Raw genomic sequence first — 18,971 nt, 5'->3', positions numbered from 1 at the left:
CAACGCCACCTCCATCCATGGCAGACAGGATCACAGCGAGAATGGGCCAGAGCAGCTGGCTCGCCCGCCTGCTGCTCGTGCTGACTCTGCCCTGGCTGCCTGCATGCCAGCGCAAAGCTCCGCCGGGGAACTACGACCTGGCGCCTGCTTTCGTCACGGTTCGACCCGCCGTTGTGCACGTCGGTGACAAGGTCGTGCTCGACCACGGTGTGAAGAATCTGGGTCGCGACACGGTGCCTGGAAAGACATTCAACGTCGATCTCTACCTCGATGGCAAGCGGGTGAGCTTTGACCATGGGACATTTGATCTGGGGCCGGGCCAAAAGAACGACTATGGCATGGCGGCAGGCTACTTTCACTGGCAGCCGACGAAGCCAGGAAAGTACCGCTATCGTCTGGTGGTGGATGAGTTGAACAACCTTCCTGAAACCGATGAGAAAAACAACGTGATGGAGGCAGATATCGAAGTCCTGCCGTGACTGTGCCTCGCCTCATCCATTCCAAACTTCTGCTCATTCCGCGCTCCCTCCGGGAGCCCAGTCCCGCCCACAAAAAAAAGCGGGCCCTTTCGGACCCGCTTCGTGGATTCAATGATCTTTGTTCAAGCTCGCTTACTTGCTCGCCTCCGGCGTCTTGGCGCCTTCCTTGAAGCAGTAGAGGTGCGTGTGGGTGGTCACGTAGAGGGCGCCGTTGGCGGCCACGACGGAGCTGAGGAGAGGGGAGGGGAATTCGATGGTGCCGAGTTCCTTGAGCTCCTTGCCTTCGGCGAGGATGAAGAGTTCGCCTTCTTCGTTGCCGATCCACACCTTGCCATCAGCGACCAGCGGGCTGGCCCAGATGTGGCCTTTGGTGTCGAACTTCCAGTATTCCTTGCCAGTCTTGGCGTCGAGGCAGAACACGCGGCCGGTGTAGTCAGCGGCATAGACGAGGCCGTCTTTCACCGCAGGGGTGGAGATGGTACGCTCGATGCCTTTGAAGGTCCAGAGGGCCTTGCCGGAGAGATCGCCTTTGCCCTTGGGGTCGATGCAGCTCAGGCAGCCGACGCCTTCGCCGTGCTCGGGGTCCTGGCCGATGTTCACATACACCAGGCCATCAGCGATGGTGGGGGTGGCGATGATCTCGCTGGGGCCGTCGTATTCGACGTATTTGATGGGCTCGCCAGCGGAGTTCTTGCGATACTCGGGCGGGTTGGCGTCATAGCGCCAGTTTTCGTTCAGGATGTCCAGGCCTTCAGCGTCCTTGTGGGTTTCAGGGGCCATGGAGTACACCCAGCCGTCACCGGCGGCGAAGACGATCTGCTTCTTGCCGTTCACGTCCACGGAGTTCGGGGAGGACCAGGAGCAGTGAAGCACGCGCTCGGAGGCCACGTGATCCATTTCGCCGAGGAGGGTGCCGTTCTCAGCGTCCAGCATGATGAAGCTGGGGGAGTTCGGGGCGGGAATGTTGGTGTGGGACCAGTCCACGCCGTTGCAGGTGGGGACGAAGACCTTGCCGTCGATCACCAGCGGGTAGCCGGCGGTGGCGTTGTGCTGGAAGACGCCGAGTTCTTTGTACATGTCATACACCCAGAGGATGTCGGCATCGGTGTCGCCAGGGGTGAGGGGGGCGGTGGGCTTGCCGTCTTTGTCGAGCGGGGCCATGAAGGCGCCTTCGTCCTGCATGCCCTGGTTGCCATTGGACATGCCTTTGACGTCCAGGCAGACGATCTGGCAGCGGTTGCTGGGCACGTAGGCCTTGTCACCGACGACGGTGGGGCTGGCGCAGATGCCGAGGTATTCCCAGTCATTGACCTTGCCGCTGCCCATCTTGGGGGAGACGAGCTGCCATTTGAACTGGCCGGTGTACTCGTCAAACACCATCATGATGCCGCGGTCGCCCACGCTCTTGGGATCACGCGGGGACTCGTTGTTGGTGCCCACAAAGACCTGGCCGTTGGCGATCATCGGCGTGCCATAGGTCTGGGAGCCGAGCTTGGCGACCCAGAGGCAGTTCTTGGTGGTGCTCATGTCGATGTCCTCGGCTCCGGGAGCCTTGTTGGCGTCCTGGGCGTTGGGGCGGAGGCGTCCGGCGGTCTTCGGCGCGGCTTTGGGGCCGTATTTCTTGCCGGGGTTGAAGTCGGTGGGCAGTCCTTTTTCGTCAGACACCATGTTGCGGGTGTTGCCGCCGCCCCACTGGGTGTAGTCGGCGGCGTTCAGGGCTGCTGTGGCAGCCAGAGCCGCAGCGAGGAGGGGTGTGAGTTTCGTTCTCATGTAAAACGGAAAAGCAGGTGGGTTGGGGAAGGGGAGCCGGCGCGGCAGATCAGTTGTTGGGGGTGACGCTGAGGTTGTCCAGATAGACGCGCTTCTGGTTCAGCGGGGTGAAGCCAAAGATGCCGGGGGAGCCGTTCTTGTGCGCGCGGGGCACCTTGACCTCGATGGTCCAGGCGGAGGGCTCAGGCTGGGCTTTGTCCCAGATCTTGGCCATGACCACTCCGCTGCCGTCCTTGGCCACATCCACCTTGGTCTTCAGGGTGTACCAGGTGTTGGCCACGGGCTTGAACACCACTTCCTGCTTGAGGCGCTCGGGGTTGGAGCTGACCTCGAGCTTGCCGGCATTGCCGCGCAGGCAGATGAGGTAGCGCTGATTGATGAGGCCGATGTCGGACTTCGCACGGGCGCTGCCGTCGGTCATGATGTCCGCCTGCACGGTGTAGTTGGAGAGGTTGGACGGGGCCACGAAGACGGTGGCGCGCTGGAAGAGGAGGCGGTCGAAGGTTTTCGCGAAGACCTTGTTGCCGGGAGCTCCGACGATCTCACGCACGTCGAACTTGAAGCGCGCGCCGATCCAGGGGAGCGGCGGGTAGGAGAACATGATCTTCTCCGTGGGCTGTTCGTCCTTAAGCTCGTAGCCGTCAAAGTTTTCCACCAGCGGCAGGTTGCGCAGGGCGCGGCCGCGGATGGTGCCGAAGGTGCCGTCTGGAGCGGTGGCCTTGAAGGCACCGGCGCTGGACTTGGCGTCAGGAGCCACGACGAGCTCGCCTGCGTCGTTGAACTTGCCGTCCATGGTGGCTTTCACCTTGGCGGTCGGAGGGATGAAGCTTTCCCACTTCACGCCTTTGACGTCCGGACTCACCAGGAAGCCATTGGCGTCCACGCTGCGCACGCGGAAGGACTGCTTGTGGCCGGTCATGACCACGGTTTCAGCAGGGATGATCTGCAGCGCCACGGCCTTGCCAGCCTTGGGCTTTTCCACTTTGGGGGCGGCGTCTGTCTTGATGCCCTTGTTCGGGATCGGGAAGGCGTGGAAGGCTTCGGTGGTCGTCACGTAGAGGGTGCCATCGCACACGGTGGGGGCACCGAGGCAGTTGCCTTCCAGCTTGATCTCCTGCACCACTTCACCGGACTCCTTGCCGGGCTTCACCACCACGAGCTTGCCGTCAAGCATGGGGCAGTAGAGCAGGCCGTCCACGTAGAGGGGAGAGGAGTGCAGGTTGGCGTTGCTGAGCTTGAGCTTCCAAAGGTCAGCGCCGGTGTTGGCGTCGATGGCGTAGAGCTCGGCACCGTCGGTAAGCTGGTAGATCACATCTCCCACCAGGACGGGGGAGCTGCTGGTGGCACCGATGGGGTTGCGCCAGACCTCGACGCTGGGCTCCAGCGTGGTGGCCTCGGTGGCCGGAGGCACGGGGGCGGTGAGCTTCTCGGGAAGCTTGATGCAGACCATGCGGCCCTTCTCGGAGTTGTCCACGTTCTCATCTCCATGGATGGCGATGAGGTTGCCCTTGTGCAGGACGACGGAGGGGTTCACGCCGTTTTTGCAGATGGGCATTTTCCAATAGGCCTTGCCGTTGTGCGTGTTCACACAGACGATGTGGCCGCAGCCGGTGGTGAAGTAGGCCACGCGCTTGCCGTCGCGGGTTTCCAGCACGGGGGTGGAGAAGGAGCTGTCCACGGGCGGGCTCACGCCGGGGAGGGTCCACCAGGCCAGCTCGCCGGTCTTTTTGTCAAAGCCGTAGACGCGGTCGGCGGCAGGGCCGTCAGCGCCCCAGTTGGAGAAGATGAAGTGGATGATGACGAACTCGCCCTCGATCACCGGGCTGCCCACACGGGAGTTCGGGAAGGTCATGCGGCCAAAGTCTTCCATCAGCGGAATCTCAAACACCTTGGTGCCGTCCAGTTCGTAGCAGAGGAAGTTGCCCGCATTGCTGACGAGGTAGATGCGCTTGGTCTCCGGATCGACGGTGGGGGCACCGATGGCGTAGCGGTTGTAAATGGAGTCGCTGAGGTAGTCGGGGATCTCGTGCTGCCAGAGGATCTTGCCGGACTTGGCGTCCATGCAGGTGAGCAGCTCGATGAGGTCGGAGGTCTCTCCTTTGTAGCCCCAGAGGATGATCTTGCCATCGACCACCACGGGCGTGCCACGGCTGCGGATGGGGGCGCTCCAGGCGGGCTTGTCAGCGAGTTTTCCGGCCTTGGTGTAGTGCTCCAGGCTCACGCCGTTTTGGAGCGGGCCGCGCCAGTTGGTCCAGTCATTCGCTTGAGTGATTCCAGTCAGAGCCAGAGTAGCGGCCAGCAAAGAGCAGTAGGAGGTGCGGGGGCGGTTGTGCATGGAGTGAAGGATGGGAACGAAACATCGTGAGCATGCGCCGCGCTTCAATGCGATTTTCAAACCTTTCGCAAGGGAGGCGGAGCAGTCAGCAATTCGGGGGGATGAGGCGAACGCGGCAGCCCGGAGGCATCTTGCAATCTTACGAGTGCAAACGCCTGGCTGAGTGTAGAATGATATTTGCCAGTCTGGGCAAGTGTCATGAGTCACTCCGGGGGAAGCCACGCCACGTAGGGCGCTCACGTCACCCAAATGTCCGCAATCCGCGACAATTTCGGAGGGGAAAACGCCACGCCAAAAGGCAGTCAGTGGGCAAGCTGCAGCTGCACGTAGAAATCCGCGCTCTCTGCGTCCAGTTCCTGCCCGGGGGCGAAGGCTGGCTGCGAGCCGGGCTGGAGCAGCTCGAGTTCCGGCGCTGCCAGGTGAAAAGGGAAGGACCCCTGCGGGTAGGGCCCCTGGGCATCTGGGAGGGAGTCGTAGCGCCGGCGCAGATCCGCCAGCAGGCGGTGGAGGGCGGCGTCTGCCAGCAGGCTTTTGCCTTCGGCCAGCCGGTCGGCAAGAAAGTGCTTCCGCTTCTCCTGCAGCAGCGGGATGTCCGCGAGGAACCACGCCGCCGACTCGTCCGCCTCCACCGTGCATCCCAGCGCCTTTGCGGTGATGTGGTCATAGTAGAGGTCCATCAGGCCGCTGATTTCGAGCTTCTGCTTCCACCCGGACTGGAGGTACAGCAGGCGCTCAAAGCGCAGGGCCTCGTGCATGAGCAAATAGGCCGAGTAGAGATTGATGGTGCCTGCCTTGAGCCGGTCAGTGACATACCACGTGATGTGGCTGGCATTGATGCCAGGATGGGCCTCGAGTGCGGGTGGTGGCTTGGTGGGCATGAGGGGTCGGGGTGATCAACGGTCCTGCGGAAATGCGATGAAGGGAAAAGTTTCGCGAAAATCTGCCATGATTTGCGGGTGCGCCGCAAGTGCGGCGAGAGCATGCGCGCGATCTGGCTCCGGCTCATAGGGTGTTATGCCGCGGACGTGGGCGATCCCCACCAGCGCGGTTTTTTCCTCGTCCGAGAGATCGCCGCCGGGGACGAAGCCGATGACCTCGAAGATCTTGTGAAGCGGTCCTTCGAAGGTGCACAGCTCCACGAGGCAGGCAGGGCAGGGGTCCACGGTCAGCAGCACATTTCCCGCCCAGGTTTGCAGTTCCGCGGTGGAGACAGCCTGCGCAAACAGGCACGAGACGACAAAGCCGATCGTGCTGGCATTCTCTTTCGTGATGGCCTGCGGGTTCATGGGCTTGCTGCTGGATCAGGTGTCCTGAGTGGAATCCCAGTTGATATACATGGAGGCGGTTTCTGGCGGATTCAACGCCATGACCCAAGGGTCTGTGAGCTCCGCAGCCAGGTTTCCGACGAGGAGCAGGACGAGGCTGCCCCGGGGCACGAAAGAGCTGAAAACGCCTTCGGCTACGGCACGCTGAAAGCCTTTCAGCATCGCGGCAAAGAGCAGGTCCACATCGCCATCAAAGCTGTCGTCCTCCAGCATCTGGTCGAAGTTCTCGCTGAGGAGTTCGTTCGCTTCCCGGAAGGCCTCTTCGTCCACGGTTGGGAAAAAGCCCCAGTCGCCGTAGGACCAGCGGAGGCTGGAGCGTGTGGTGGTGCCGCCGTACTTCGGATCCACCGTGGTCTGGTAGCGGGTCACGGCCGCCGTCAGCGCCTCCTCGGAATTGGCCACAGGGTAGAGAAATTGCAGGCTGTCGTCAGTGAACAGCGCGAAGGAATACAATGTCTGCCCCTGGCTGGCGGAGAGCAGGGTGGTGAAGGCCTTGCGGATGCTCTGATAAATCAGCTCTTCGAATTGATCTGGTGAAATGCGATTCATGGCTGCCTTGGGTGCGGAGATGGAAGGGAAGGAGCGCTACCTACGGGGGTAAGACTCATGAATGATGCGGTGGAGCAGATCGCCGCCGGGTTCTTCGGCGAGTTCTTCCCAGATCTCGGTGACGTAGCGGGCAAACAAGGTCTCAAGCTCTGCGATCTCCACGGGCGCACCGCGATGCGTCAAAATGCCGCCGAAGGCTGGCTGCACGCGCTGAAGCATCGACAGGAATTCGGGGATGAGCGTCTTGGGCAGAAAGGCGAAGAGGTAGTCGAACACAAGCAGATCGCATTCGGGTTCTGGCTCGTCTTCGTCGTCATCATCGTCGTCTTCCAGATAGGTGGCGGTCTCGACGCCTGCGGACATGAAGCTCACGTCGGTGATCGAGTCCTGCTCATGGCGCTGGTGGGCATCCTGCCGTGGGAGGCTGCACACATCTTCACGAAGTTTAAAGCCAAGGGCCCGCAGGGTGCGCGCGGCTTGCCGCACCGGCATGGGTTGAGGGAGTTGCAGCTCCACCTGTTCGCTCTCGTGAAGCTTGGAGAAATCGATGCCCGGGATCATGAATGGAGAGACCCGCAGGGAAGGGCTTCAGATCAGAGCTCGGTGGCTTCGGAGGGACTCAGCGGGGCTGCCGCAGGCGGGGTGCCGGCCTGACGGCGCCAGCGGAGCATGAGCTTGATGAACTTGATGGTGTCCTGCACCGGGCGGATCTTGGTCTTTTCCGCGCCGTAGATGGTGCTGACGGGGACGCTTTGGATGGTGAAGCCGGCGCGGCTGGCCAGCAGCAGCATCTCGGTCTCAAAGTCAAAGTGGTCGCTGCTGCCCATGATGTAGGTCACGAGGCTGGAGCGGATGAGGCGGAAGCCGCACTGGGTGTCCGGGATGCGCACCCCGCAGGCATTGCTGATGATGCGGGACATGAGGCTGTTCACAAAACGGCGCACGATGGGCATGCCCTTGACGTTTTCAAAGCGGTTCCCCACGACCACATAAGCGCTGCCATTGCGGGCCAGGGCGGTAAAGCGGGCGATCTCCTCGGGCGCGTGCTGGCCGTCGCCGTCCAGCAGCATAATGTAGTCAAAGCCGCGCTCGGTGAGGGTCTTCATGCCCGTCTTCATGGCGGCACCCTTGCCCTGATTCACGGTATGGACAATGACCTCGGCCCCGGCCTCGCGGGCGAGGGCGGCGGTGTTGTCCGGCGAGCCGTCATCCACCACCAGCGCGAGATCCACATGAGGGAGCGTGCGTTTCACCACATCGGCAATCGCCGCGGCTTCCCGGTAGGCGGGAATGAGGGCAGCAATTTTGCACGAGCTGGGGGCGGTCTGCATGAAAAGGTAGAGGGTGCCGAGTGTCCACGGTTTCAGGCGTGCTGTCCAACCAGAATCTCGGGCTGTCAGCAATTTTGATGGCCAACAATTCATCTGGCAAGCGGCAGGAAGCGGGGTATGGAAACGGCCCCCTCTCCCTCCCGTTGATTTCCCGACCACCCTCCAAAATGCCTTTTTCCCACGCGCTCTCACCCCAGGATCGCGTGATGGTTTTTGCCCCGCATCCGGATGACGAGGCGCTGGGCTGCGGCGGGCTGATCCAGCATGCGGTGGCCCTGGGTGCGCCGGTGCGGGTGGTCTTTCAAACCGACGGCGACAACAACCCCTGGCCGCAGCGCTACGTGGAGCAGCGGTGGAGCATCGACATGGACTGCCGGCGGCGCTGGGGCGCGCGGCGGCGGCTGGAGGCCGGGCGCTCGGTGCAAACCCTCGGCCTGCGGGCGGAGGACGCGGTCTTTTTTGGCCTGCCCGACCAAGGGCTGACGGCGCTGCACCAGATGCACGATGAAGAGGCGCTGGGCCTGCATGTGGCCGAGCTGGAAACCTTCCGCCCCACGTTGCTGGTGGTGCCCTCCCAGGACGACAACCACCCGGACCATGAGGGCTCCTACGGCCTCATCCAAGAAGCGATGAAACGGGCCGGGATGGACCTGGCGCAGTGGGCCTACCTCATCCACCGCCGCTGGTTCTGCCCGGAGGCCTCGGGGCTGACGCTCCAGCTCACGCTGCAGCAGAAGGCGCGCAAGCTGGCGGCCATCGAGTGCCACGAGACTCAACTTTTCCTTAGCAGCGCCCGGTTTTGCGGGTATGCACGCGATCAGGAAATCTTCATTCCCTCCCAACCTGACTGATGTCCATCCGCTCTCAATTCCTCGCCCTCCTTGCCATTTGCACTGTCATGTTCTGGTGGCGTCTCGGCCACCTGCCGCTGATCGACCCCGATGAGCCCTTCTATGCGGAGACGACGCGGGAGATGGTGCAGAAGAATGAATGGCTGACGCCGATCATCTTTGGCGAGCGGCAGTTTGAAAAGCCGATCTTTTTCTACTGGCAGTCGATGATCGCCATGAAGCTCTTTGGGGACAATCCCTTTGCCTGCCGTGCGCCCTCGGCCATGGCCGCCACGCTGCTGGTGTTTCTGACGTGGTGGTTTGGCCGCCGCATGTTCTCTCCGCGCGCGGGCTTCTGGGCCGCCGTGGTGCTGGCCTCCGGGGTGGAGTATGCCATCATGTCCCGGCTGATGCTGACGGACATCTGCCTGGCGCTGTGCATCAGCGCCTCCGTGTTCTTCTTCTGGCTGGCCACCGAGGAGGAGGAAAAGCGGGACCGGTGGATGATCCTGCACTTTGCGGCCTCCGCGTTTGCGTTTCTGACCAAGGGGCCGGTGGGGCTGCTGGTGCCCACGCTGGGCTCCATCTGCTACCTGTGGCTGACCAAGAAGCGCTCGCCGTGGCGGGGCAAGGGGCTGTGGCTGGGCCTCGTCGTGTGGGCGGTCATCGCCGTGCCGTGGTATGCCGTGATGTTTCAGAAGTATGGCATGGAGTACTGGCACCGCTTCTTTGTGCATGAAAACTGGGAGCGCCTGACCGGCTCCGAGCACCCGCACAGCAACCACTGGTGGTGGTACCTGGCCATTCACGTGGGCGGAAACCTGCCCTGGATCCCGCTGCTGATCGCCGCCGTGGTGCGCACCGTGAAGGGGCTGAAGACCGACAAACGCCTGCTATACCTGACCTGCTGGTTTGTGCCGAACATCATCTTCTTCACCATCTGCAACAGCAAGCTGCCGACGTACACCTTCTTCCTTTTCGTGACGCTGGCGCTCATCATGGGCCACACGCTGGACCAGTGGATCAGCCAGGGCTTCCGCAGCAAAGGGGAGCGCATCCTGGTGGCCACGCTGGTGGTGCTGCAGACCGCATTGGTGATCGGCGCGGGCCCCGTCATCTCGCTGATTCTGCCGCCGAAGGAGAGCAATGTTTTCATCAAGGACCTGGTGCCGGTCATCTACATTCTGGCGGGGATTATCAGCATCCCGATGGTGCTCATGCTGAAGCAGCGCATCGCGGCCTGGGCGGGCAGCACCGTCATGGTGACGGCGGGGCTCGTCCTCCTGATGCAATACGGGGTGAACGACAAGATCCCGATGTACACCTCCACGCGGGACATCGCCGCCGAGGCGGAAAAGGTGCGCAAACCTGGGGAGCCGATCATCAGTTCCAGCTTCATCGCCCGCGCGGTGACGTACTACACGGGCAGCATGCCTTCAGGCGTGGTCTACTTTTCGGTGGATCCCAACAAGCTGCACCCCTACTTCACCGCCCACCCGCCGCTGCACATGCTGCGCAATGGCGTCGGCGTGCAGGAGTTTGCCAAAGACTACTCCAGCATCCTCTGCATCTTCCTGAAGCAGGATGTGGACACCCTGGAAGCCCCCGGCTCGCCTCTGCAAGGGCAGCTGGAAATCCTCAAGACCCTCGGAGGCCGCATGGTGGTGCGGATCAAGGGCGGGAAGCCGTGATTACGGAGTTGAAAGTTCAAAGTTCAAAGTTTTAAGCTGAGCGCAGGTTGGCGTGGCGGGCTGTGGCGGAGCAAGGCGCTCGCATTTCCCCACTTCACAACTCGACAAGCAGGCCCGCTTGCGGTGTAATCTCCCGTCCCAACCCGCCCGCATGCAGATCAAGTCACGCACAGCGCCTGAAATCCGTGATCACGAGACGCTTCGTCTCATCGGCCACGGGGCGTTTGGGGAGGTGTGGCTGGCGCGCAGTGTCACGGGTGTGTTGCGGGCGGTGAAGGTGGTGTGGCGGGAGGACTACGACAAGCCGGACTCGTTTGAGCGTGAGTTTGAGGCGATCAAACGCTTCGAGCCGATCTCGCGCCGGCATGAGGCGCTGGTGCCGATTTTGCAGGTGGGGCGCTCGGACAAAGAGGGCTTCTATTATTACGTGATGGAGCTGGCGGATGACCTGGAGACGGGGCGTGACATCCGCGAGGACACCTACCGGCCGCACACGCTGGGACTGCAGATGAAGCGGGACAAACGCGTGCCTGCAAACCAGTGCATCAAGCTGGGGGCCACGATCGCGGAGGGGCTGGACTACCTGCACCGGAATCAGCTCATTCATCGCGACGTGAAGCCGTCGAATCTCATTTTCATCGATGGCATCTGCCGGCTGGCGGACATCGGGCTGGTGGCGTTGCTAGGGCAGCGCAGCTTTGTGGGCACGGAGGGCTTTGTGGCGCCGGAGGGGCCGGGTACGGCGGCATCAGACATCTTTTCCTTGGGCATGGTGCTCTACGAAGCCAGCACGGGGAAGGACCGGCTGGATTTCCCGGATCTGCCATCGTGCTCTGAAACGGGCGCACCACTGGAGTCCTGGCGCAGGCTGCAGGATGTGGTGTGCACCGCCTGCGCGCCGAAGGCCAAGGGGCGCTTTGTGAATGCGCGGGAGATGGCGCTGGCGCTGCGCGGCGAGCCGCTGCCGTCTTCACGCCGGCTGATGTGGACGTGGATCGCGGCGGGCTCCGTGGCACTGCTGATGGCAGTGGGCTTTGGCATGTGGCTGGCGCGCGGCCACCGGGCGCAGACGCTGATGGCGATGAACAATCACCAGCCGCGCCTCAAGATTGTGACGACGCCGCCCGGCGCGGTGGTGTTTGCCGGGGAGGAGAAGCTGGGCGTCACACCGCTGGAGCTGAACCCCGCCGAGGGGGTGCCGGTGATCTATCAGCTGCGGCTGCCGGGCTACAAGCATATCGAGATCGACCACATCGCGCTGGATGAGAAGCCGGCGGTCTTTACGCTGAAGATGGAGCCGTCCCGGCTGCCACAGAAAGGGGAGCGCTGGCTCAACAGCCTGGGCATGGTGTTCAAACCGGGGCCAGGGGGGCACATCAGCGCCGAGCCGGTGGAGATGAAGTTTTTCAAACGCTTTCTGGAGGCCACGGGCAGGTCCTTTGAGGGCAAGGTGGTGCGCCTGCAGCGCGGCAAAGACCAGGACAGCACTTATCTCGTTGTCGTGCCGGACGGCGATGCGGAGGCTTTCCGCTACTGGCTGACGGACCGCGACCGCAGCGAGGCCTACCTGAGCCAGGAGCACCATTACGAAGTGGAGCCCTTCTACTTTGTGGAAAGCGGGCAGCCTGCGCCCGATGACATGCCGGACGGCCGCGACGCGGACAAGGATGACCCGGGTGCGGAGAAGAACTGGCGCGCCTTCCACCTGCGGGTGGAGCGCCAGACCTACGGCAGCGTGGTGGTGACCAGCCAGCCGGAGAAAGTGCGCGTGTTTCAGCACGATCAGTTTCTGGGCGAGACACCGCTGGAGCTGCCGCGCGTGCGCACCGGGCCGGTGGAGTTTGAACTGCGCGAGGAAGGCTTTGCCGATGTGGTGCTGGAGGGCGAGGTGCGGGAAGGGGAGCAGGCGGAACTGTTTGCGGACATGCAGACGCGCAAGGCGGTGACGTTTGGCCGCCAGTGGAAGGCGAACAGCCTTGGCATGAATCTGCTGCCGCTGGGAGACGTGATGTTTTCTGCGTGGGAGACGCGCCACCGCGACTACCTGGAATATTGCAAGGCCACCCAGGCGCGCCGCCCTGCCCGGCTGGACGGCGGCGCGAGCAAAGGCGGTGGAGGCACGGTGCCGGTGGTGGGGGTGGAGCGCAGCGAGGCGCGTGCCTTCTGCGCCTGGCTGACCGAGCGCGAGCGCAATGCCGGACTCATCGGCTCCAAGGATGTGTACCGCCTGCCCACGGATGAGGAATGGAGCCGCGCCGTGGGCCTGCCTCTGGAGCGCGGCAGCACGCCGGAGGAGCGCAACGGACGCATCCGCGGCATCTACCCCTGGGGCTTTGACTGGCCGCCGCCGGCGGATGTGGACAATCTCGCGGACATCAGCGGTGCGCGCAAAGCCGGACTGGACAGCGCCATCCCCGGCTACGAGGACAAATTTCCGTTTCTCGCTCCCGTAACGGCGCTGCCGACGAATGATCGCGGCATGACCGGGCTGGCAGGCAATGTGTCCGAGTGGATCGACACGGATTTCTCCCCGGCCCCGCCAGCGAAGCCGAGCGAACCGGCGAAACCAAACGATGGCGCAAAACCAAACGATGGCGCAAAACCGGGCGAAGCCTCCAAGCCCGTGCTCGGCACCACCCGCGGCGGCAACTGGCGCAGCGCCTCCCAGGATGAACTGCTCTCCTCAGCGAGAATGCCCGTGCCGCCGGAGACGCGAAGGAATACGATTGGATTTCGCGTGGTGCTGGCGCGGGGGAAGTGAGTGGGGCATCCGGGAAGTTTGCCTGAGAAGTTGCGGCGCTTTGTTCAATTCGCCATCATGCGCCACCGAGAGCTGAAACATGATTTCCAGACGCCATGAAGTCCCCCTGTGGAGGGCCGAATTGATCAGCCGACGGCAAACGCGATCGCGACAGCGTTTTGGAGTGCGGTCGCGCAGATGCAAGGCGCAGACTTGCATCGTAGCTACCGCTTTCGAAGGGGTATAGGCGGATCTCCGGCCTCACCACCCTGGCCGCCGAGCGAGTGGGTGCTTTCGGCTGCGTGGTGGTTTTCGGGTGGCAGCAGGCCTGCGGAAAGCGGTAGCTGCGCTCGTTCCTCGCTGCGCGACCGCACTCCAAATTTGCCCCGTGCCTTTCGTGCGCAACGCGCACGCAGACGGACGGGCTGTCGCCACATCCGGCCTACGGACGGCCTGCGTCTCACACGCGGCTCATGGCTCACGGCCTCGTCGCCCGCAGGCGCATGTAGCGCTGCGGATGGGCGGGATCGGTCATCAGATAAAGATCGCCCACCGTCACGGCACGGGTGTTGCCCGCACCGCTTTCATTCACACTGGCACCGGAGGCCAGCACGGTGAAGGCCGCACCGTTGACGCTCTGGGCAAGATCGACCCATGTGCCCGCCAGCGTGTCGCATCCCTGAACGGTGAGCGTGATGTCGTTGCGATCCAGATAGCGTGTGAAGGCCAGCTGCAGATGATTCGTTCCGTTTGCTGATGCTGTGGGCAGGATGCTCGTGGTGGCGGTGCTGCCCGTTGGATCGCCATTCAGCGCGTATTCCATAAGGTTGCAAATGCCATTGCCGTTTGGGTCGGCAGTATCGGCGGCACTGCCGGTGTTGCTGGTGGTGTTGAACTTGTCCTGCCGCCATGAGTCGGCTGACGTCAGGCCCGTGCCACTGATGGTGATATCGAAGGGATTCTTGGACCCGAGCAAATTGTTCGCGATGTGGAGGGCGGCGCTGCGCGCACCGACGGCACCAGGGGTGAAGGTGACGGTGAAGGTGACCGTACCGGAGCCGACCGGGATGCTGGTGCTGCTCAGAGAGCTGACGGTGAAGTCGGCGGGGTTGGTGCCGTCTTTCGTAAGGACAAGGCCGCTGAGCGTGGCACTGCCGGGATTGGTGATGGTGAAGGTTTTGACCGCGCTGCTGCTGCCCACTTTCAAACCACCGAAATTCACGCTGCCTCCGCCATCGGCCAGGGCGGCGCTCTGCGCCACTGCGATGTTTGGCAGCGGGATCTCATCGGCGCCGATCACCGGGAATGAACTGCTCCGGGCGTTGCCGTCGAAATCCGTGGTCACTTCTGGGACGGGAATCGCAATGCCATTCACCAAAACGCTGCCGCTGGCGGTGAGGTGCAGGTCGCCGGTGGCGGCTGCGGTGAAGATGGAGCTGCTGTAGCTGCCACCGGGATTGCCGGCGCTGGAGTGGGTGTCTCCAGGAACGTTCACCTTCCACTGGGCGAAGCTGATGGGGATGTCAGTGAAAGTGCCGCCATCGCCTGCGTCAAAGAAGTTTGCAGCGGTGGTGAGGCCGGTTCCGGAATAGACATTGCAGTCCATCACCAGGGTGCCGGTGCTGGCCGTGGAGAAGTTCGCCGCATAGTGGCTGCTGCCGCCGGTGCGCAGGTTCAGGAAGATGTTGTTTTTCACCGTCGCGGTGGAGTCGCCCGCATAGCTGAAGGCCCAGGTTTCACGAGAGGCGCCGCCGGTGCCGGTGAGAAGGACGCTGTTGTAGGCGATGAGGGTGGTGCTGCCAGCGGTGCCGCTGTCATAAATGCCGCGCAGATTCTGCGCCGTGGTGCCGGAGGAACTCAATGCGATCATGTTGTTCACTACGGTGACGCTCTGACCTGAAACATGCTGGCAGAGGATGCCACAAGCCTGATTGGTGCCGCCAGAGGTGTTGCCGATGTTCCAAAGTCGGTTGCCTGACACCAGGGTGCTGCCAGATTCCGTGCCAAGAGAGATGCCGGTGGTGGCGCCGCTGGAAGTGAGGTCATGGACGACGTTGTTGAGCACCGCATTCGTCCCCAGGCTGTTGACATAGATGCCGTTCAGGGTGGTCGTGCGCGCGGCGGTTTGGTAAACCGTGTTGCCCGTGATGGTCCATGAGCTGTTGCCGGAAAAGACGCCGATGCCTGTGCCGCTGAAGTTGAACATGTCATTGTTGGAGACGGTGTTGTCGCTGTTGGCCACCCAGTCCGAGGTGCCGAGCGAACTGACCAGATATCCGGGCACGCTGGTGGTGTCGCTGCGGTCACGGATCTGGTTTCCGGTGATGGTGTTGCCGTCGTTGCCGGTGACTGCGCCCGCCCGGAAAGTCACCACCCCATAGGGGGTCGAGGAGCCTTCGAGCACGCAGTTGCGCACGATGTTGTTGCTGGCGTCGTTGGTGAAAATGAGGGTGCACGCCAGGCTGCCGGTGTTGGTGTTGCGGAAGGTGAGCCAGCGCCCGCTGCCGCCGAAGCTGCCGTCCAAAATGATGCGCTGCGCACCATTGAAGCGGAGCAGCCCGTTCGCGCCGGTGCCGGTGATGGTGCGCATGTTTGCGCTGTCCGGCTGGATGGTCACGGTGAAGGCACTGGGATAGACGTTCGAACTGGGAGCGTTGAGCATCACGCTGCCGTCCTCCATGGTGTCTCCGGTGATGTTCACGGCGAGGTTGCCGGTGAGGGAGCTGGAGTTCAGTGCCTCAAAGAGGCCGCCCGCGCCGCTCAGGCTGGGATAGGTGCCGCCGGGACCGACGGTGACGGTGCCGCCGAGCGCATCCAGAATGCTGTAGCTGTACACGCCGGTGGCGGGCTTGGCGCTGATGTGCTGCACCGGCGGACTGGTCGAGGCGGTGGCGGCCGCAGGCCAGGAGCTGAGATTGTCTGACGCGTCCTGCGCGACGACGAAGTACTGGATGGTCTGGCCCGGGGTCACCACGCCGCCGATGATGAGGGAGTAATCAATCGTGAAGCTGTATTTTCCGCCGCCGACGTCTGTCCCGGTGACGTATTTCCAGCCATTGCTGGCCGATGTATTTCCAATGAAGGCATCGGAGTCCGTGGACTTCTTGTAGTAGAGCCGCGGGGCATTGGCGCCGCTGGAGACTGCGCCGCCGTCGTCGATGATGGTGGCCCAGGCGGTGAGAACGCGGTTGCTCATGGTGCCGCTGGAGAGCTGCGGATAGCTGATGGCGGGGGCTGGATTGTAGGTGAAGCTGCCGGCGTCCGCACCAATGTCCACCGGAGTCAGGCTGCTGCGCGTCTGGCCGTCGAAATCTGTGGTGACGGAAGCGATGAGCACGCCCTGGCCTTCGGCAGGATTGGCTGCCTGCAGGTGCAGATCCACCGCCGCTGCGGCGCCGGTCGCATTGATGAAGCGCGGATCCTGCACGGCGCTGCTGGCATCCTGTCCGGTGGCGTCCTGCCATTCGGCGAGGGTGTCGCAGTCCTGGCCATTGAAAAGGCCGAGTACGCCGCCTTTTCCGGAAGCGTAGAGGATGTTGTAGTCCGAGGTGAGGCCTGGAGGCGGGGCGCTGACGCTGCCGTTCGTCATTGCGTAATGTTTGCCGGTGCCGCCGCTGTTGCTGCGGGCATTGACGAAGATGTTGTTGCGGATGTCGCGGGAATTGTTCTGGCTGGAGCTGCTGTAGGCATAGGTTTTGGCCGAGCCGGAAGTGGCCGTGCCGCCCACGTAGACGGAGTTGTGGATGAAGTTTCGCGGATAGTTCGCGCCGTTGTCATTGTCATTGAGGCCCCGGACGGTGGCGCCGGTGGCGGTGCTGGTGCCGGTGGCGTCCAGGCCCACGCGCACCATGTTGTTCTGCGCGGTGAAGGTGCAGCCGGAGCCGAAGAGCATGCCGTTGAGCTCCGCCGAGGTGTTGAGGGAGTCGAGGTAGAGGCTGTGCACAAAATTGCGCTCGATGACGTTGGTGCCGCTGATGCCGCCGCTGTAATAGATCCCGGCAACCACCACGGCCACGTTTTGCGCGGGGGTTATCGCTGCGTTGGAGGTGTTGTACAGGGAGTACACGACGTTTTGAGAAACCGTCTGCCCGCTGGAAGACGAGGCCAGCGAGATGCCCACCACCGCAGCGCCCGTGCTCATGCTGGGCGCTGTCAGATCGTGGACGGTGTTGCCGGAGATGGTGTTGACGCCAGACGTGGCGACGATGCCGCGCATCAGGCAGCTCGTCCGGGTGCTTTTGTTGAGGAGATTGGCCACGGTGTTGCCCGTGACAGTGCAGGTGCCGGAGGTGCTGGCGCACTCAATGCCCGCCACCACCTGCGCCGCCCCGCCGGAGGACACGCTGGTGGAGGCGTTCAGGCTGTTGGCGGTGGTGTTGCTGCCGATGAGGTTGCCGGAAATGGTGTTTGTGGCCTTGGTGACCTGGATGCCTGTGATCGACGCACCAATGCCCGTGGTCGTGCCGCTTGCGGTGATGGAGCCGATCGTGTTGTTGCTGATGTTCGCCGGTGTGCTGGAGTCCGAGCAGATGCCGAACGTCATGCCGCCATCCCCCGAGGTGACAACGGAGACTGAGCCCGTTCCGGTGCCGCTGCCGATGGTATTGCCTGTGACCGTGCCGATGTTCACCGCGCCCGTCTCCACATAAATGCCGGACCACAGACCCGGCTGCGTGTTGTCATTGCTGGAGGTGGACCAGGAGAAGTTTTTGATGACGTTGCCCTGCACGCTGGTGGTAGGGCTGCTGCTCACCCGCAGCCAGATGCCCACAAAGTTGTACGCCGCCGTGGTGCCGGTGCTCGTCCAGGCCGTGCCGCCTGCGCTGGCCGCGCTGCCGCCGATGAAGTTCCCGCTGACGGTGTGGCTGTTGGTCGAAGTATTGCTCAGGTAGATGGCCCGCACCGTGGTGGCCACTCCCGCACGGCTGACGGTCTGGTAAAAGCTGTTGCCGGAGATGGTCCAGTTCGTGTTGCCGCTGGTGAGAGACAGGCCACTGGTGATGACCGCGGTGCTGCGGTAGAAGTTGAAGATGTTGCAGTTGGTGATGACGTTGCCGCTGTTGTTGCTGGCCGTGGTGGTGCCGGTGCCCAGGGCCCAGATGCCATTGGTCGGCGTGGTGGCGCCATCGCGGATGTCGCAGGTGTCCAGCGTGTTGTTGTCGTTGCCGTTCGTGCCCGTGGTGGTGCTGAAGACGACGGTGCCGCTGCTGGCGCTGGTGTTCACGCCCTGGATGGTAAGATAGCGCAGTGTGTTGTTGCTGCCTTCATTGATGAAGCGCAGCGCCACCCCGGAGGTGCTGGTATTGGCCAGCGTGAGCTGCTTCGCCGTTCCGGTGCCGCCGGGCCGCCCGTCGATGGTGACAAACTGCGCGCCGTTCAGATCCACCGTCGCCGCCGTGGTGTTTGCGCTGGAGATGGAAAGGCCCGTGGCACCTGCCTGCGGGCGCAGCGTGAGCGTGTTGGTGGCGCTGGCACCATTGAGCGCCGGGATGGTGAGCGGGTAGGTCTCCACGGTGCTCACGTACGCGGCCTGCAGCTCCAGCACGAGCGCACCTCCAAGTGTCTGTGCCTGCACATCCGCGATGGCGGCGGTCACGGAGGCATAATCACCCGTGGGCCCGATGGTCCGTGTGCCGGAAAGTGGTGCGGCGTGCGCAGAAAGGGCGAGCGCCAAAGCCGCCAGTGTGAAGAGAAGACTACGAAAGACGTTCATGGTTGAGCGGACTTAGGTTTGAAAGCCGGGGGGGATGGTTGCCTGTAAGATGGAATACTCAAGGAAAATGACGGGGGTTGCATCCACGCTAGCCAACGTGGGGTCTGATATCTTATTGCAACGGGTTCATGTCCCTTAGCAGACAGTAAAGAAATAGGGCGGGGAGGCCGTGGCGTTGCAGTTGGATTGGCATTGCCTAGGCAAATAA

12 protein-coding genes are annotated in these 18,971 nt (G+C 62.9%); 4 read left to right on the top strand and 8 right to left on the bottom strand.

Features of this window, described 5'->3' with window-relative positions; translation table 11 throughout:
* The first annotated feature begins 17 nt into the window (after positions 1 to 17).
* The gene (locus ACILSO_RS16640; RefSeq protein ID WP_395738561.1) at positions 18 to 479 is read left to right on the top strand and encodes a CARDB domain-containing protein; all 462 of its coding nucleotides are present in this window, start codon (positions 18 to 20) and stop codon (positions 477 to 479) included.
* A 132-nt stretch (positions 480 to 611) separates the two neighbouring features.
* On the opposite strand, the gene ACILSO_RS16635 is transcribed toward ACILSO_RS16640, so the two are convergent.
* From ACILSO_RS16635 to ACILSO_RS16605, 7 genes are all read right to left on the bottom strand, one after another.
* Entirely contained in the window at positions 612 to 2,249 is a 1,638-nt protein-coding gene (locus tag ACILSO_RS16635; RefSeq protein ID WP_395738560.1) for a PQQ-binding-like beta-propeller repeat protein, read from the bottom strand.
* Positions 2,250 to 2,298: 49 nt separating this feature from the next.
* Positions 2,299 to 4,584, bottom strand: coding sequence for a PQQ-binding-like beta-propeller repeat protein (locus tag ACILSO_RS16630; protein WP_395738559.1), 2,286 nt, complete (start codon positions 4,582 to 4,584; stop codon positions 2,299 to 2,301).
* 302 nt (positions 4,585 to 4,886) lie between these two features.
* Positions 4,887 to 5,462, bottom strand: coding sequence for a hypothetical protein (locus tag ACILSO_RS16625; RefSeq protein WP_395738558.1), 576 nt, complete (start codon positions 5,460 to 5,462; stop codon positions 4,887 to 4,889).
* A gap of 15 nt (positions 5,463 to 5,477) precedes the next feature.
* On the bottom strand, positions 5,478 to 5,870 hold the full coding sequence (locus tag ACILSO_RS16620) for a hypothetical protein (RefSeq protein ID WP_395738557.1): 393 nt from the start codon (positions 5,868 to 5,870) through the stop codon (positions 5,478 to 5,480).
* Positions 5,871 to 5,885: 15 nt separating this feature from the next.
* Positions 5,886 to 6,458: a DUF4303 domain-containing protein gene (locus tag ACILSO_RS16615; protein ID WP_395738556.1), complete on the bottom strand. Its 573-nt coding sequence runs from the start codon at positions 6,456 to 6,458 to the stop codon at positions 5,886 to 5,888.
* Positions 6,459 to 6,494: 36 nt separating this feature from the next.
* On the bottom strand, positions 6,495 to 7,019 hold the full coding sequence (locus ACILSO_RS16610) for a hypothetical protein (protein ID WP_395738555.1): 525 nt from the start codon (positions 7,017 to 7,019) through the stop codon (positions 6,495 to 6,497).
* Between the two features lie 32 nt (positions 7,020 to 7,051).
* Positions 7,052 to 7,789: a glycosyltransferase family 2 protein gene (locus ACILSO_RS16605; protein WP_395738554.1), complete on the bottom strand. Its 738-nt coding sequence runs from the start codon at positions 7,787 to 7,789 to the stop codon at positions 7,052 to 7,054.
* Positions 7,790 to 7,956: 167 nt separating this feature from the next.
* On the opposite strand from ACILSO_RS16605, the gene ACILSO_RS16600 reads away from it, so the two are divergent.
* From ACILSO_RS16600 to ACILSO_RS16590, 3 genes are all read left to right on the top strand, one after another.
* Positions 7,957 to 8,640, top strand: a complete 684-nt coding sequence (locus ACILSO_RS16600) for a PIG-L deacetylase family protein (protein ID WP_395738553.1) — start codon at positions 7,957 to 7,959, stop codon at positions 8,638 to 8,640.
* On the top strand, positions 8,640 to 10,310 hold the full coding sequence (locus ACILSO_RS16595) for an ArnT family glycosyltransferase (RefSeq protein WP_395738552.1): 1,671 nt from the start codon (positions 8,640 to 8,642) through the stop codon (positions 10,308 to 10,310). The genes ACILSO_RS16600 and ACILSO_RS16595 overlap by 1 nt, the downstream gene beginning before the upstream one ends.
* A gap of 151 nt (positions 10,311 to 10,461) precedes the next feature.
* The gene (locus tag ACILSO_RS16590; RefSeq protein ID WP_395738551.1) at positions 10,462 to 13,071 is read left to right on the top strand and encodes a protein kinase domain-containing protein; all 2,610 of its coding nucleotides are present in this window, start codon (positions 10,462 to 10,464) and stop codon (positions 13,069 to 13,071) included.
* A 457-nt stretch (positions 13,072 to 13,528) separates the two neighbouring features.
* Here the strand turns inward: ACILSO_RS16590 and ACILSO_RS16585 are convergent, their stop codons facing one another.
* Positions 13,529 to 18,763, bottom strand: a complete 5,235-nt coding sequence (locus ACILSO_RS16585) for a beta strand repeat-containing protein (protein WP_395738550.1) — start codon at positions 18,761 to 18,763, stop codon at positions 13,529 to 13,531.
* Between the last annotated feature and the right edge of the window lie 208 nt (positions 18,764 to 18,971).

The organism is Prosthecobacter sp. (genome assembly GCF_044226605.1).
In the GTDB taxonomy this organism is placed as follows: domain Bacteria; phylum Verrucomicrobiota; class Verrucomicrobiia; order Verrucomicrobiales; family Verrucomicrobiaceae; genus Prosthecobacter.
This window is presented reverse-complemented; position numbering and strand designations above follow the sequence as displayed.